The sequence below is a fragment of the Atlantibacter hermannii genome, assembly GCF_009907385.1.
Classification (GTDB): Bacteria; Pseudomonadota; Gammaproteobacteria; order Enterobacterales; family Enterobacteriaceae; genus Atlantibacter; species Atlantibacter hermannii_A.
This window is the reverse complement of record NZ_JAAATR010000073.1, coordinates 25,677-41,394: the sequence shown is the minus strand read 5'-3', so window position 1 is coordinate 41,394 and position 15,718 is coordinate 25,677. Positions and strand designations below refer to the sequence as shown.

The window sequence follows — 15,718 nt, the reverse complement described above, 5'->3', positions numbered from 1 at the left end:
AACACGTGCGCAGGTTCGCCTGCGCACTTATATTTTGAAAGGCCCGTCCTGCACCGAATCGCGCGCCAGTAGCTGCGAAGAAAACAGACTTTTGGTCGACAGATAACCGCCGTCCAGCATCGACATCAGCCGCTCAATCACTTCATTGATCATCTCGCTGACCGGATCTTTGATGCTCGACAGCGCAGGCTGCAAGAACGGCGCGGTGGCAATGTTATCGAAGCCGATAATCGAGACATCCCCCGGCACCGTCAGCCCGGCAGCGTTAAGGGTTTTCATTGCGCCAATCGCCATATCATCGTTACTGACCACCAGCCCGCTGAAAGGTAACCCTGCGCCCAGCAATGTCTCCGCCGCTTCCGCGCCGCTGGCCGGGGACCATTTGCCATAGGCGATGAGCGCCTCGCGCACCGGCAGCCCGCTGGCGGTCAGCGCCGCTTTATAACCCGCCAGACGGTCAATTGCCGTCGGGGAGTCCATCGAGCCGGTAATAAATGCGATATCACGATGCCCGCGATCAATCAGATGCGTCGTCGCCATAAAACTCGCGCCGTGGTGGTCGCAGCAGATGCAGTGGCTGTGATGCTTACGCAGCTTACGGTTCATCACCATAATCGGCTGCTTGTGCTTTTCAACGATGGCGTCCATCTCGTCAACGTTGAGGAAACGCGGGTAGATGATGATGGCGTCGCAACGCAGGTCGAGCAGGAAATCAATGGCGGCTTTTTCTTCTTCGGCGCTGTGCTTACCATCCACCAGAATCAGTTGCCGCCCGTTGGCTTCGAGCCTTTTCGCCGCCTGGGAGAGCAGTTCGCTAAAGTAGCTGCCGGTATACAGGGTGTTGGTCACTACCAGGCCGATGCATTGCGATTTACTGGTCGCCAGATTGCGCGCCAGCAGGTTAGGGCGATAGCCGGTTTCTTCAATCGCTTTGTATACCCGCTCTTTGGTCTCTTCGCTGGTATAGCCCTTGCCGGAGAGTACCCGCGACACCGTCGCCTTTGATACACCCGCTTTTTTTGCCACTTCCTGCATTGTCGACATGAATCGTTCCCGGACGGTAAGTACGCCCGTCATTCTACACAGTTTTCACCGGATGGCAGCGGCAGTTTTCGCGGATGAAGGGTAACGGTGAGGGGCTTTTGGCGATCTGAATCACAGATTCAACATCGTTTTTAATTTTGTGTTGAAAACAATACCTGATTTAACCACCCTTATGTGGAACCGGTTACCTATGCTGTTTCACCGAAAACGGCTTTTCATGAAGTTACTATCTAACCCTATGAAAGTAATGGCCTTACCCGGATAAACGCGCTGATTTTGTCGGCCAACAAGCACGGCGATAAAAAACGGCAGGGCATTACGCGAGAATCAGTCATGTCAAAAAATTATGCAGCAGTATCCCGCTCGATAGTGGATGCCATTGGCGGTGCGGACAACATCGCGTCGGTGACGCACTGCATGACCCGTCTGCGCTTCGTGCTGAAAGACAATAGCGCGGCGGACATCGCGAAACTGAAAAGCATCAGCGGCGTGATGGGGGTCGTGAATAACGATACCCAGTGCCAGGTGATCATCGGCAACACCGTGTCTCAGGCCTACGCCGACGTGCTGAAACTGCTGCCGGAAGGCGCAGTGGCGCACAAACCACTGCCGCGGAAAAATAAACTTACCCTGCGGCGCATCGGCGCGGGCATTCTCGATGCGCTGATCGGGACCATGTCGCCGTTAATCCCGGCGATTATCGGCGGCTCAATGCTGAAACTGCTGGCGATGATCCTCGACATGACCGGCGTGTTCGAAAAGGGCTCGTCAACGCTGATTATTCTTAACACCATCGGCGACGGCGCGTTCTTCTTCCTGCCGATCATGGTGGCGGCTTCGGCGGCACTGAAATTCAAAACCAACATGTCGCTGGCGATTGCTATCGCGGGCGTGCTGGTACACCCGAACTTTATCGACTTAATGGCGAAAGCCGCCCAGGGCCAGCATATTGAATTTATGGGCCTGACGGTCACGGCGGTGAAATACACCTACACCGTGATCCCGGCGCTGTGCATGACCTGGATCCTGTCGTACATCGAACGCTGGGTAGACAGGATCACCCCGGCGGTCACCAAAAACTTCCTTAAACCGATGCTGATTGTGCTGATCGCCGCGCCGATCGCAATCATGTTTATCGGCCCGGTGGGCATCTGGATCGGCAGCGGGATTTCTAAACTGGTGTACACCATTCACAGCCACCTGGGCTGGCTGTCGGTGGCGATTATGGGCGCTATCTGGCCGCTGCTGGTGATGACCGGGATGCACCGCGTGTTTACCCCCACCATTATTCAGACCATCGCCGAAACCGGCAAAGAGGGCATGGTCATGCCGTCGGAAATCGGTGCCAATCTGTCGCTGGGCGGCTCGTCGCTGGCGGTGGCCTGGCGTACCAAAAACCCGGAACTGCGCCAGACGGCGCTGGCTGCGGCGGCGTCCGCTATCGTCGCCGGGATCTCCGAACCGGCGCTGTACGGCGTGGCGCTGCGTCTCAAGCGTCCGTTGATCGCCTGCCTGATCACCGGTTTTATCTGCGGCGCGGTGGCGGGTATCGGCGGGCTGGCCAGCCACTCAATGGCGTCGCCAGGGCTGTTCACCAGCGTCCAGTTCTTTGACCCGACGAATCCCATGAGCATTGCATGGGTAGTCGGCGTGATGATCCTGTCGGTGGTGATCTCGTTCTTCGTGACGCTGCTGCTGGGCTTCGAAGATATCCCGGTTGAAAAGTCGGCGGACGCTGAGCAACCCGCGTCTGCCAATCCACAGATTGAACCGGCAGTAAAAGTTAATTAATTCAGGGAGTCGTGCTTAATGGCAGTTTCACAGTTTCCGGACGGTTTTTTATGGGGCGGCGCACTGGCCGCCAACCAGGCGGAAGGCGCTTACCTTGAAGGCGGTAAAGGGCTGACCACCGTGGATATGATCCCCCACGGCAGTCAGCGGATGGCGGTAAAACTCGGCCTCGAACCGCGCTTTTCCCTGCGCGACGATGAGTTTTACCCCAGCCACCAGGCGATCGATTTCTATCATCGCTATAAAGAAGATATCGCCCTGATGGCGGAAATGGGCTTTACGGTGTTTCGCACCTCCATTGCCTGGAGCCGGATTTATCCGCAGGGCGACGAACTGACGCCCAACGCCGAGGGCATTGCGTTTTACCGCGACCTGTTCGCCGAGTGCAAAAAGTACGGTATTGAGCCGCTGGTGACGCTGTGCCATTTTGACGTGCCGATGCATCTGGTGCGCGAATATGGCTCGTGGCGCAACCGCAAAATGATTGAATTCTTTACCCGCTACGCGCGCACCTGTTTTGAAGCGTTTGACGGGCTGGTCAAGTACTGGCTGACCTTTAATGAGATTAATATTCTGCTGCACAGCCCGTTTTCCGGAGCCGGGCTGGTGTTCGACGAAAGCGACAACAAAGAGCAGGTGAAGTATCAGGCGGCGCACCACGAGCTGGTGGCCAGCGCGCTGGCCACCCAAATCGCCCATGAAGTGAACCCGGCAAACCAGGTCGGCTGTATGCTGGCGGGGGGGAATTTCTATCCGTGGTCCTGCAAGCCGGAAGACGTGTGGGCGGCGCTGGAGAAAGATCGCGAAAACCTGTTCTTTATCGACGTACAGGCGCGCGGCGCGTACCCGTCCTATGCGGCGCGGATGTTCAGAGAGAAGGGCATCAGCATTGTCAGCGAGCCGGGTGATCATGAGATCCTCAAAAACACCGTGGATTTTGTGTCGTTCAGCTATTACGCCTCGCGCTGCGCCTCTGCCGATATGAACGACGGCAACAGCAGCGCCGCCAACGTGGTGAAGTCCCTGAAGAACCCGCATATTCAGGCCAGTGAATGGGGCTGGGGTATCGATCCGCTGGGGCTGCGCATTACCATGAACATGATGTACGACCGTTACCAGAAGCCGCTGTTCCTGGTGGAAAACGGTCTGGGCGCGAACGACGCGTTCAACGAGCAGGGCGAAATTGAGGACGATTACCGCATCAGCTACCTGCGAGAGCACATCAAAGCCATGGGGGAAGCCATTCAGGACGGGATTCCCGTTATCGGCTATACCACCTGGGGCTGCATCGATCTGGTGTCGGCGTCCACCGGGGAGATGAGCAAACGCTACGGTTTTGTCTATGTCGATCGCGACGACAACGGCGCAGGCACCCTGGCGCGCACCCGCAAAAAATCGTTTTACTGGTATACGAAAGTCATATCCAGCAACGGCGCTGATTTGGATTAACGCCGCCAACCGGGAATGCGCCTGGCGCGTTCCCGGTTAACGTTTACCTTCCGATACCGCACGGTTTCCGTGGCCTGATTTCCCCCGCGCGCCCTCGCACCCTTTCCAGGCATTTTTCACGATTTATCAACATTTCCTATGAAACTGTGCGTTGCCTCGCAGCACCAGGCTTTTTGCTGGTCGTTTTGCGACCATGATCACTTGACCAGTCAGGTGGACAAGTTCTAAGTTGAATACACCAACTCACTGATAACAGGGCGTATCGTATGGGGTTTATTCGCACACTCACCGGTGACATCGCACCGCAGCAGCTCGGGGTGACTTACAGTCACGATCATCTTTACTGCATTCCGCCGTACTGGCAGGAGCGCAATGAAGAGGACCTGCTGCTCGACGATAAAGCCGCTTCCGAGCGCGAACTGGCAGACTTCCGCGCCGCAGGCGGGCAGTCGATTTATGACGCCACCGCGCCGGACTATGGCCGCCACGTTGACGTCGTGGCGGAGATAGCCAGCCGTCAGCAGGTGCAAATCATCGCCACCGCCGGGTTTAACAAAGGCTTCCTGTGGAGCTCGACACGCCCGGGCACCGATCAGACCTTCGCCGACTGGATTGCCAACACCACCCTCGATGCGCTGGTTGAACACGTCAGCCGGGAAGTCACCGACGGCATCGACGGCACTTCGTACCGCGCGGGAATGGTGAAGTGCGGCACCGGCTATAACGCCATTTCGCCGCTGGAGCGTAAAACCATGGAAGTGGTGGTGCGCGCCCAGCAGGCAACCAACGCGCCGATGCACAGCCATACGGAAATGGGCACCATGGCCCTGGAGCAGGCCGCGATTTTTAAACAACTGGGCCTTGATTTGTCCCGCATCTGCTTTGCGCATATGGATCGCAATCCCGATCCGTGGCTACACCGTCAACTTGCCAACACCGGGGCATACATCTCGTTTGACGGTATCAGCCGGATCAAATATTTCCCCGAGCACGTCCGCACCGACGCCATTCTGGCGCTGTGCAAAAAGGGATATCAAAAACAGATCCTGATCGGCGGCGATTTCGCCCGCAAAAGCATGAGCGCCCATTATGGAAAAGGCGGGCTGGGGTTGAAGTTTATCCTGGCGGACTGGCGCCCACGGTTTCTTGAAGAAGCGCGGGAAGCGGGTTTTGACGGCGAAGCGCTGCTGCATGATTTCTTCGTCGAAAACCCGGCACGCTACTTCAGCTTCGGTTAAGGCAGCCTATGAAACTGCATCAACTTAACGAGCAGCAGGCGAAAGCGGCCCTCCCCAGGGCCAGAATCGCGCTGCTGCCGCTGGGGGCAGTGGAGCCGCACGGCGATCACCTGCCGCTGGATACCGATAACCTGTTAGCCGAACGCTTTTGCGAACGGCTGGACAGCGCGCTGGGCGAGGATGCCATCACCCTGCCGGTGATCGCCTACAGCCAGGTGTGGTCGCTGCGCGGTCATGCCGGGGCGATTGATATCGGCAACGCGCTACTGGGGGATCTGCTGGTCAGCCTGGCGCGCAATATGGCGGGCTACGGCATTACCACCACGGCGGTGATCAACGCCCATTACGGCAATTTCGACGCCATCAAAGCGGCGGCCCGCCAGCTTCGCGAGGAGGGCATCACGCTGCTGAGTTACAGCTGGGCGGGGATGGACGGCTGTGTGGCGAAGCTGCGCGAATCGGCGGTGGCCTATCCTGGCTATATGCATGCCGATGAAATTGAAACGTCATTGATGCTGGCGCTCGCGCCGGAGGCGGTGGATATGTCCCGGGCGCGCGAGCATTACCCCGCGTTCCCGGAGGATTTCCGCTACCGCCCCGAGCCCTGGACCGCGTTTTCCGATTACTCGGTGCTCGGCGATCCGCGTTGCGCCAGCGTGGAAAAAGGCGAAGCCTTTGTTCAACAGGCGCTGGAAACCACGTTAGCGTCCATTAAACGCATTATCAGGGAGGCGCAATGATCAGCCCGAACGCAATCCATCTGGATTACCCGGCCACGTCTGCCGACGAGGCGATTCGCAAATCCGGCGACGCGCTGTGCGCCGCCGGGGCCTGTAGCGAGCAATACACCCAGGCGATGATCGACAGCTATCACCAGTTCGGCCCCTATTTTGTGATCGCGCCGGGCCTGGCGATGCCCCACGCGCGGCCAGAGAACGGGGCGATTGCCCCGCAAATCAGCCTGGTGCGGCTACGCGAACCGGTGGAGTTTGGCCACGCGGAAAACGACCCGGTGCAGCTGGTGCTGGGGCTGTCCGCCACCAACAGCGATCAGCATATTCAGTTGATTCAAAAAATTGTCACCCTGCTGGGTGATGAGGAAAACCTGCAAACCTTAATGAATTCCCATGATGCGCAGCAGATTTACCGTCTGATGATCGATGCGGAATAAACCACTACGTCCGTCTGGAGAAATAACAATGAAAATACTCACTGTCTGCGGTTTGGGAATGGGGTCGAGCTTAATTTTACGCATGAACGTGGAAACGGTGCTGAAAAAGCACGGCGTGGAGGCCAACGTCGAGCATATGGACGTGTCCGCCGCCGCGTCGGCGAATGCCGATCTGGTGATCACGAACGCCGAGCTGGTGGGCAATTTGCAGCATCTTTCCTGCCCGGTGGTGGTGGTGAACAACTACATCGACACCAACGAAATCACCCAGGCGCTGGTCAACGCAGGCATTCTTACTCAGGGGTAAGACCATGAACGAATTTATCGGCGTACTGCGTTGGATCACCGTCAATATCTTCGGCGAAGCGTCCATCCTGATTGGCCTGATCGTGCTGCTCGGGCTGGTGCTGCAAAACAAACCGCTGGCGGATATTGTCTCCGGCACCCTGAAGGGGATTTTAGGCTTTTTGATCATCGGTGCCGGGGCGGGAATTATTGTCTCTGCGCTGCTGATCTTCCAGCCCATCTGGACCGAAGTGTTCGGCTTAAGCTCCATGAACCTGACCAATATTATCGGCCAGGTGAAGTTCAGCGAGCGCTACGGCAGCAGCGTCACCATCGCCATCGCGGGCGGGTTCGCCTTCAACCTGCTGCTGGCGCGCCTGACACGCTTTAAATACATCTACCTGACCGGGCACATGATGTTCTGGACCACCATGATCTTCGCGGGCGTGATGGTGAACAGCAACCCGGCGATCTCGGGCTGGCAACTGACGCTGATGCTCACCGTGATCATGGGCCTGTACTGGACGCTGCAACCGGCGCTGGTACAGCCGTGGGTGCGCAAAATCACCGGCAACGACAACATTGCGCTCGGCCATACCTCGGCGTCGGTGGCGCTGCTGGGGGCGATATTCGGCAAACTGTTTTCCCGCAACAGCATCAGCTCGGAAGACATCCAGGTGCCGAAAAAGCTCGGCTTCCTGCGTGATTCCAACGTGGTGACCGCGCTGACCATGACGCTGCTGTTTTTTATCGGCACCTTTATTCTGCAAATCAAAGGCACCCCGAAAGCGGCGGAGATCCTGGCGCAGTCCGGCGATTTGAGCTTCTACATCTATGCCCTGAAGCAGTCGCTGATGTTTACCGGCGGGATTGCGGTGGTGCTGCTCGGCGTGCGGATGTTTATCGGCGAAATGGTGCCGGCGTTTAACGGCATCGGCTCGCGGCTGGTTCCCGGCGCGCGTCCTGCGCTGGACTGCCCGATCCTGTTTAACTTCGCGCCGAACGCGGTGGTGCTGGGCTTTGTGGGCGCGTTTGTCGGCTCGCTGCTGTGGCTCACGCTGATTGGTCATTACACCGGTTACGTGTTTATCCCCAGCATGATCGTGATTTTCTTCCATGCGGGCACCGCCGGCGTATTCGGCAACGTCACGGGCGGCTATAAGGGCGCGCTGCTGGCAGGCTTTATCACCTCGACGGTGGTGGCCTGGGGGCAATACTTCTGCGTCAGCTACTTCATTAATAACACCGTGCCGGATACCGCGCTGTGGGCCGGGGACAGCGATATGTTCGTGCTGTCGCCGCTGATTAGCGCCTTAACCCGTCTGCTGACGTTCTGAGGGAGATAACCATGAGTCACGCAGTGAACGCGTATTTTGCGCAGATCCAGCAAAAGCTGGCGCAGCTGGCGGCGCAGCAGGAGACGCTCGACCGCGCCGCCCGGGCGATGTTCGACACGGTGCTGAAAGGCCGCAACCTGTTTGTGTTTGGCGCCAGCCACGCCGGGATCCTGGCAGAGGAGATGAGTTATCGCGCTGGCGGCCTGGCTATCGTCAATCCGCTGTTTTCCCCGGCGCTGATGCTCAACGTGCGCCCGCTGACGCTCACCAGCGCAGTAGAAAATGTCGAAGGGCTGGGGAAAGTGATGGTGGAAAGCTCCCCGCTGGAAGCGGGGGACACGCTGATTATCCATTCAGTTTCCGGGCGCAACGCCATCACCCTCGACGTGGCGCTGGCAGCCAAAGCCTGCGGCGCGACGGTGATCGCCATTACCAGCATGGAAACGGCGAAGCGCGTCACCTCGCGCCACTCCAGCGGCAAACTGCTGGCCGAAGCGGCGGACATCACGCTGGACAACCAGTGCGACTACGGCGATGCGGCGGTCAGCCTGCCGGGCCTGGCGCAGAAAGCCGCGCCGCTGTCGACCATCATGGGAGCGACGATCGCCAACAGCCTGGTGCTGCGCGTGTGCGAGCTGATGCAGGAGAACGGCGTGGAGCCGCCGATCCTTGCCAGCGCAAACATAGACGGCAATCAGCAGATAAATCGGGATATAATGGACGCTTACCGGAGCCGAATCTTCTACCTCTGAGTGGAGCAACCGTATGTTCGAGTCTGATGGACTCCCGCTTTACCTCAAAATCAAAAACATCATTTTGCAGCGTATTCTGTCGTGTACCTATACCGACAGGCTGCCCGGCGAGTTGATCCTGGCCGATGAGTTTAATGTGGCGCGCGGCACCATTAAACAGGCGATCGATTCACTGGTTAGCGGCGGGATGGTGTATCGCGAGCAGGGGAAGGGCACGTTCATCAACCGCGACGCGCTGCTTAAGCACTATACCGATTTACCGGATGTGCTGGTGGCCTTCGGCGCGCCTCAGCCGATCCGGGCTGAGGTGGTTTCCCTGCTGGCGACCATGGCGGACCATGATGTCGCCCGGCAGATGGGGCTGGAAGTCGGCAGCCAGCTGATGCGGCTGGAGCGGCGCATGCAGCAGGGCGACCGCATCGTTGGGCATTCCCTGAGCTGGTTAAACGGCCGCTTTTATAACGATCTCAGCCATATTGATGACGAAAGCACGCTCTATTCCCAACTGCGTGAAGCCTTTGGCTATTCGCCGACCCACGCGAAGGAAAGTTTTGCGCCGGTGGTCTGCGACCCTCGCCTGGCGCGCCTGCTGGACTGTGAGCCGGGTGAGCCGCTGTTCAAAATCGAGCGTATTGCCCGCAATCCTGATGATGTGGTGCTGGAGTACAGCATTACCTACGTTAAAAACGCCACGCTGTCGCTGGAGATCGCCGCTAACCAGAATGCGGCGGACGCGCACTGGAACTGTAAAATCGTTGCCCGCTAAGCGCGCCGTCGGGTGCGATCCTTTGGTTGCACACGAACACAAACGGACACGGGTCAGGGGGTGACTTGTTAACATTCAGCACAAAATTCTGATGAAGTTAATAAGTATTCTCATTCCATTCCGAAAAATACCCCTTGATTTCCGTTAATCCGCTATTTGCTGCGTTTCATCAAACTACCTGTCGGATAGCTCTCCAAAAATACACACTTTCTCAATGCCTATGAAGAGAGTGATGTCATGCCAATCATGGAAGACGAAAGCGGAATAACGACCGTTAGCCGTCGTCGCTTTATCCAGGCCAGCGCCGCACTGGCCGCCGTACCCCTGGTGGTGCCGCAGTTTGTTTCTGCCGCAACCGAATCGCCAGCCCCCACTGCATCACCCGCTGCTGCGCAGGACACCGGGCGCGTGGTGCCCACCTGTAGCACTTTCGACTGCGGCGGCAAATGCGATATACGCGCCCACGTCGACCAGGGCATCGTCACGCGCATCACCACGCTGCCGGACGCTGAACTGGACGAGGCGATGCCGATCATGCGCGCCTGTATTCGCGGGCGCGGCTACCGTAAATTCGTCTATCATCCGGACCGTCTGAAATACCCGATGAAGCGCGTCGGCAAGCGCGGCGAAGGGAAATTTGAAAAAATCAGCTGGGATGAAGCCACTACGCTCATCGCCGACAATCTCAAGCGGATCACCGCCAAATATGGCCCGGCCTCACGCTACGTGCATGTCGGGACCGCCGTCAGCGGCGGCACCTTCTCCGGGGATAAAATGGTGCGCCGCCTGCTGAACCTGACTGGCGGCTATCTTGAGTACTATCACTCCGTGAGCATGGGCAACACCGCCGCCGCCACGCCGTACACCTACGGCACGCCCGCCACCGGCAGCTCGCTGGATACCCTGCTGGAAACCCCGCTGGTGATTTTGTGGGGCCACAACACCAACGAAACCATCTTTGGGCACGCCAATCACTACTTCCAGCAAATGAAACGCAACGGCACGCGCTTTATCGTGATCGATCCGCGTTATTCCGATACTGTCGCGTCGCTGGCGGATCAGTGGATCCCGCTGCTGCCCACCACCGATAACGCGCTGATGGACGCGATGATGTACGTCATCATCACCGAGAATCTGCACGATAAAGACTTAATCGCCCGCTACACCCTCGGTTTTGACGAAGCCAGCATGCCGGAAGGCGTCCCGGCCAATGAATCGCTGGTGGCTTACCTGACCGGCGCGAAAGATGGCGTGGCGAAAACCCCGGAGTGGGCGGAGCCGATCACTAAAGTCCCGGCCAATACCATTCGCCAACTGGCGCGGGAGTATGCCACCGCCAAACCGGCGGCGCTGATCCAGGGGTGGGGGCCGCAGCGCCATATCTGCGGCGAGCGCACCGCGCGCGGCTCTACGCTGCTGGCTACGATCACCGGCAACGTCGGTAAAAAAGGCAGCTGGGCGGCAGGTTACGGCGGTATCGGCAACCGCAAATTTATGAGCGAGCCGGAAAGCATCGAAAACCCGATCGCGGCGAAAATTTCGGTGATGAACTGGATGCAGGCGGCGGAAGACGCCAGCAAAGTCACGCCGGAGCAGGGGCTGAAAGGGGCTGACAAACTCGACAGCAATATCCGCATTCTGTTTACCCTGGCGGGTAACTATCTGGCGAACCAGAACCCGGACATCAATAAGGCGGCGAAGCTGCTGGAAGATGAATCAAAAATCGAGTTTATCGTCGCCAGCGATCTGTACCTGACGCCCAGCGCCAGATATGCCGATCTGCTGCTGCCGGAAACCAGCTTTATGGAGCGCTGGAACATCGGCGAAACCTGGGGCACCGGCAACTACGTGATCCTGTCAGAAAAACTGGTCGAGCCGGAATTCGAGCGCCGTTCAGATTATGAATGGCTGCGTGAGGTCGCCGCGAAGCTGGGCGTGGAGCCGGCCTTCAGCGAAGGACGCGATGAAAAACAGTGGATCGAGCATATCGTCGAAACCACCCGCGCCGCGATGCCCGCAGAAAACATACCGAGCTTTGCGCAGTTGCAGGTTCAGCGTCGTCACCTGTTCAAAAGCGAGCCGTATGTGGCGTTCGCCGATAACATCCGCGACCCGCAGAACAATCCGTTCAAAACGCCGTCCGGGAAAATCGAAATCTTCTCGAAACGGCTATATGACATGAACAACCCGGAGATTCCGGCGTTGTCCCATTACGTGCCCGCCCACGAAGGGCCGCAGGATGCGCTGACCGCAAAATATCCGCTGCAACTGATCACCTGGAAAGGGAAAAACCGCGCCAACTCCACGCAGTACGCCAACCCGTGGTTGCAGGAAGCCCAGACCCAGAAGCTGTGGATTAACCCGCAGGATGCTGCGCGCCGTGGCATCGCGCAGGGCGACAACGTGCGCATCCATAACGATCGCGGCATCAGCATGGTGCCCGCGGAGGTGACGCCGCGCATTATCCCCGGCGTGGTGGCGCTTCAGGCAGGTGCCTGGTGGCAGCCGGACGCGTCGGGCGTGGATCGCGGCGGCTGCGCCAACGTGCTGAGTTCCACCCGCATCACCCCCCTGGCAAAAGGGAATTCGCATCAAACAATGCTGGTTGAGGTTGAGAAAGCATGAGCCAATACATGGAGTTTCCCCCGGTAAGCGATAAGCAACTGGGTTTTTATATCGATTCATCGCGCTGCTCCGGGTGCAAAGCCTGCCAGGTCGCCTGTAAGGACAAAAACAATCTGGAGCCGGGCCGTCGTTTCCGCCGGGTGTACGAAGTCAACGGCGGCGGATTTACCCCGACCGGCAGCGGCGGGCTGGAAAACAACGTCTACGCCTACACGCTGTCGATTTCCTGCAACCACTGCGCGGATCCGATTTGCACCAAAAACTGCCCGACCACGGCGATGCATAAACGCCCGGGCGACGGCATCGTGCGGGTCGATACCAGTAAGTGCATTGGCTGCGGCTACTGCGCCTGGTCGTGCCCTTACGGCGCGCCGCAGTTTGATAAAGAAGCGGGGCAGATGTCGAAGTGCGATTTCTGCGTCGATTTGCAGGCAAAAGGCGACGATCCGATTTGCGTGGCGACCTGTCCGCTGGGCGCGATTAAGTTCGGCCCGATTGATGAACTGCGCAAGCAGTACGGCACGCTGTGCGACGTCCAGGGACTGCCGGATTCGGCGATCACGCAACCGAACCTGGTGGTGAAGCCGCATCAGGGCGCTGAAAAGGGAAGTAACTCATGATGCATGAATGGCCATTATTGATTTTTACTCTGCTGGTGCAGGCGTCGGTGGGTCTGACGCTGTTCACCGCCGTTAACGCCTTTAACCGCGAGGCAAACAGCCAGGCGCAGCGCGTGGCGCTGGTTGTCAGCTGCGTAATGGGCGGCGTGGGGCTGATCGCATCGGTGACGCATCTGGGCTATCCGCTCAACGCGTTTAACTCGTTGCGCCATATCGCCAGCTCCTGGCTGAGCCGTGAAATCGTCTTTGCCGCGCTGTATCTGGGCGTGCTTGGCGTCACGACGCTGCTGGCGCTGTTCGCCCGACGTGTCGTGCCGCTGCTGGCATTGCTGGCCGGGCTTATCGGGCTGGTGGATGTGTATTGCATGAGCCATATCTACATCAGCGCGTCGGTTGTCACCTGGATGCACATCAACACCTTCTTTATGTTCTACGGCTCGGTGCTGATCCTCGGCGCCGTGCTGGCGATGCTGATGCTGGTGCCGCAGGGGCGTAACGGTGAAATGCGCGATCTGGCGAAGCTGGCGGTAACTGCGGTGGTGGTCGCCGTGGCGGCACGCCTGGTCGAACAGCCAGCGTATATGAGCTTCCTGGCGCAGTCGCGTGTGAGTGACGTTGTCACGTTCCCGTTGCAGGCGATGGCGGCATTTGAGGGCTTAGCCAGCGTGCGTATCGCGGCCTGGTGCCTGATGGCGGTGGGGGCGGCGCTGTTTGCGCTTTCCCTGCGTCAGCCGCGCATCGCCCGTGGCATCGCCCTCACCGGCAGCGTGCTGCTGGTGATAGCGGAAATCATGGCGCGCTATGTCTTTTTTAGCCTGAGTTGATATGTCGCTGCTGTCGTTAAATCTGAACCCTGCGCCGCCCGGCGCAGGGTTGTTATGCGTTCGCCGTAAGGTGAAGAAAAATCCCTGTCAGGCCTGTCTTGACGCTTGCCCCCTTACTGCCATCTCGCTGACTGAAGGCAATGTTGTTATCGATGAGGCCCGGTGTAATCAGTGCGGGCGCTGCCTGTTTGCCTGCCCGACCGACGCGCTGGAAAATATCTACCCGGTGAAACGCCACTGGCATCAGGATCGTCTGTGCGCGCCGCTCAGCGCCCAGCCTGCCTGCGTAGACGAACTGCTGATGTGGCATTTTCATTACGGCATCCGGGCCATTGAGCTGGATACGCCCGATGAGGGGTGGCTGCGGGCGGTTGCTGAACTTAATCTTACCCTCAGAATGCTCGAACAGCCGGTATGGCGGCTGGCGCAGCCTGCGGAGAATACGGTGAATACCGGGCGTCGCCAGTGGCTGAGAATGGCTAACGACGCTGACAGCGGGTCAGTGCCAGCGGGTCGCCGCGCGTTGCGTGACGCTGTCACTTCCATTAACCCTTATGCGATTAAATTTAACGCCGATCAATGCTACCTGTGCGGCGCCTGTGCCCGCATCTGCCCCGAACAGGCGATTCGCCTCGGGGCCGACCATATCGTGCTGGACAACGCCCGTTGCACCGGCTGCGGCCAGTGTACGGCGGTCTGTTTCCCGGACGCCATTCACAGCGTAAAGGCGTTTAATAGCGATGCCGGGCAGCGTTTACCGATCATTCAGCAGCGTTGCGACACCTGCGGCCAGCTGTTCAGCGCCTGGACTGCCGGACACTCCACCTGCCCATTTTGCCGGCAACATACCCTCGGCATGCGATAAGGAATCATCATGAAAGCGGATTTAACCCACTGGGCCACGTTGCTGAACCTGCTGGCGAGCGCCATGCGCACTGCGCCGCAGACGGACGCGTTTACGCCCATTGGCGAATTTTTCCAGACGCCGGACTGGCCGGAACTCTGGCCCGCGCAGCGCGCAGACATCGCTGCCCTGCAACCGGAGCTGGCGCAGCGGGACAGAACGTTGCTCCAGCAACAGTGGCAGTGGCTGTTCGTCGGCCCGGCGAGTCTGCCCGCGCCGCCGTGGGGATCGGTATGGCTCGATCCTGAGCATGTGCTCCAGGGCGACTCCACGCTGCGGCTGATGGATTTCCTTAACCAGCACCGCATCACCCTGCATACCGACTATCCGGAACCGGCAGATCATCTCGGGTTAATGCTGTTTCAGGCGTCGTGGCTGGCGATGGCAAACCAGCCCAGGGCATTGCTGGAACTGCTCAGCCAGCATTTTCTGACGTGGTTACCGCTGTACCAACAGGCGTTAAACAACGCCCATCCGCACGGCTTTTATCGCGCGCTCGGAGAACTGACATTACTGAGTCTCCGGCAATTACATCAGGTGCTTAATGAGGGTCAGCCCGGGAGGATTTTATAACCCGAAAATATTATTTCGGTTATTTTCCCCGCAACACGCTGCCGCTGCGAATTAAGCTGAAGTGAATGCCACGCGACAGGGTGGTTATTAACGAAGCGGCAGGACCTTGTATTTTCTCCTTCAACATTCTCTGCGCCATAAATAAACTGCCGCCAGCGCTGCGCCGTGCTCTGCTGGCTTGCAGGGCGCGCCGGGCAAGGCATCACCAGTCAGCAAATAATTCCTGTATCGCCCGGCGCTATTTTCTCACCCGCCTCAGGCTTATCCGTTACCTTCATTTTCTGCGTCTATACTCAAGGCGTTAAATAATTTACTACCGGTCCGTTTAATACCGGTTTG

Annotated in this window: 15 protein-coding genes; 14 read left to right on the top strand and 1 reads right to left on the bottom strand. The window is 58.5% G+C overall.

The window, feature by feature from the left end; all coding sequences use genetic code 11:
- Window positions 1-27: 27 nt before the first annotated feature.
- Complete coding sequence (locus GV764_RS17270; protein WP_161661184.1) at window positions 28-1,044, bottom strand: LacI family DNA-binding transcriptional regulator; 1,017 nt, start codon at window positions 1,042-1,044, stop codon at window positions 28-30.
- A gap of 333 nt (window positions 1,045-1,377) precedes the next feature.
- On the opposite strand from GV764_RS17270, the gene ascF reads away from it, so the two are divergent.
- The 14 genes from ascF (at window position 1,378) to dmsD (ending at window position 15,379) form a co-directional block, all read left to right on the top strand.
- Window positions 1,378-2,835, top strand: a complete 1,458-nt coding sequence (ascF, locus tag GV764_RS17265; RefSeq protein WP_161661183.1) for a PTS cellobiose/arbutin/salicin transporter subunit IIBC — start codon at window positions 1,378-1,380, stop codon at window positions 2,833-2,835.
- 18 nt (window positions 2,836-2,853) lie between these two features.
- Entirely contained in the window at window positions 2,854-4,284 is a 1,431-nt protein-coding gene (locus tag GV764_RS17260; protein ID WP_161661182.1) for a 6-phospho-beta-glucosidase, read from the top strand.
- A gap of 266 nt (window positions 4,285-4,550) precedes the next feature.
- A complete protein-coding gene (locus GV764_RS17255) occupies window positions 4,551-5,522 on the top strand; it encodes a phosphotriesterase family protein (RefSeq protein WP_161661181.1) in 972 nt (323 codons plus the stop codon).
- Window positions 5,523-5,530: 8 nt separating this feature from the next.
- A complete protein-coding gene (locus tag GV764_RS17250) occupies window positions 5,531-6,262 on the top strand; it encodes a creatininase family protein (protein WP_161661180.1) in 732 nt (243 codons plus the stop codon).
- Complete coding sequence (locus GV764_RS17245) at window positions 6,259-6,693, top strand: PTS sugar transporter subunit IIA (RefSeq protein ID WP_125293281.1); 435 nt, start codon at window positions 6,259-6,261, stop codon at window positions 6,691-6,693. Before GV764_RS17250 ends, GV764_RS17245 begins: the two co-directional genes overlap by 4 nt.
- A 28-nt stretch (window positions 6,694-6,721) precedes the next feature.
- Window positions 6,722-7,000: a PTS sugar transporter subunit IIB gene (locus GV764_RS17240; protein ID WP_125293282.1), complete on the top strand. Its 279-nt coding sequence runs from the start codon at window positions 6,722-6,724 to the stop codon at window positions 6,998-7,000.
- A 4-nt stretch (window positions 7,001-7,004) separates the two neighbouring features.
- Window positions 7,005-8,315, top strand: coding sequence for a PTS ascorbate transporter subunit IIC (locus GV764_RS17235; protein ID WP_125293283.1), 1,311 nt, complete (start codon window positions 7,005-7,007; stop codon window positions 8,313-8,315).
- 11 nt (window positions 8,316-8,326) lie between these two features.
- Complete coding sequence (locus GV764_RS17230) at window positions 8,327-9,067, top strand: sugar isomerase domain-containing protein (protein WP_161661179.1); 741 nt, start codon at window positions 8,327-8,329, stop codon at window positions 9,065-9,067.
- A 13-nt stretch (window positions 9,068-9,080) separates the two neighbouring features.
- On the top strand, window positions 9,081-9,833 hold the full coding sequence (locus tag GV764_RS17225) for a GntR family transcriptional regulator (RefSeq protein ID WP_161661178.1): 753 nt from the start codon (window positions 9,081-9,083) through the stop codon (window positions 9,831-9,833).
- A 237-nt stretch (window positions 9,834-10,070) separates the two neighbouring features.
- Window positions 10,071-12,458, top strand: a complete 2,388-nt coding sequence (locus GV764_RS17220; RefSeq protein ID WP_161661177.1) for a DMSO/selenate family reductase complex A subunit — start codon at window positions 10,071-10,073, stop codon at window positions 12,456-12,458.
- Window positions 12,455-13,078, top strand: a complete 624-nt coding sequence (locus GV764_RS17215) for a DMSO/selenate family reductase complex B subunit (RefSeq protein WP_161661176.1) — start codon at window positions 12,455-12,457, stop codon at window positions 13,076-13,078. The genes GV764_RS17220 and GV764_RS17215 overlap by 4 nt, the downstream gene beginning before the upstream one ends.
- On the top strand, window positions 13,075-13,902 hold the full coding sequence (locus tag GV764_RS17210; RefSeq protein ID WP_236651894.1) for a DmsC/YnfH family molybdoenzyme membrane anchor subunit: 828 nt from the start codon (window positions 13,075-13,077) through the stop codon (window positions 13,900-13,902). The genes GV764_RS17215 and GV764_RS17210 overlap by 4 nt, the downstream gene beginning before the upstream one ends.
- Window position 13,903: 1 nt before the next feature.
- Complete coding sequence (locus GV764_RS17205; protein ID WP_161661175.1) at window positions 13,904-14,767, top strand: 4Fe-4S binding protein; 864 nt, start codon at window positions 13,904-13,906, stop codon at window positions 14,765-14,767.
- 9 nt (window positions 14,768-14,776) lie between these two features.
- On the top strand, window positions 14,777-15,379 hold the full coding sequence (dmsD, locus tag GV764_RS17200; protein ID WP_161661174.1) for a Tat proofreading chaperone DmsD: 603 nt from the start codon (window positions 14,777-14,779) through the stop codon (window positions 15,377-15,379).
- The last annotated feature ends 339 nt before the right edge of the window (window positions 15,380-15,718 follow it).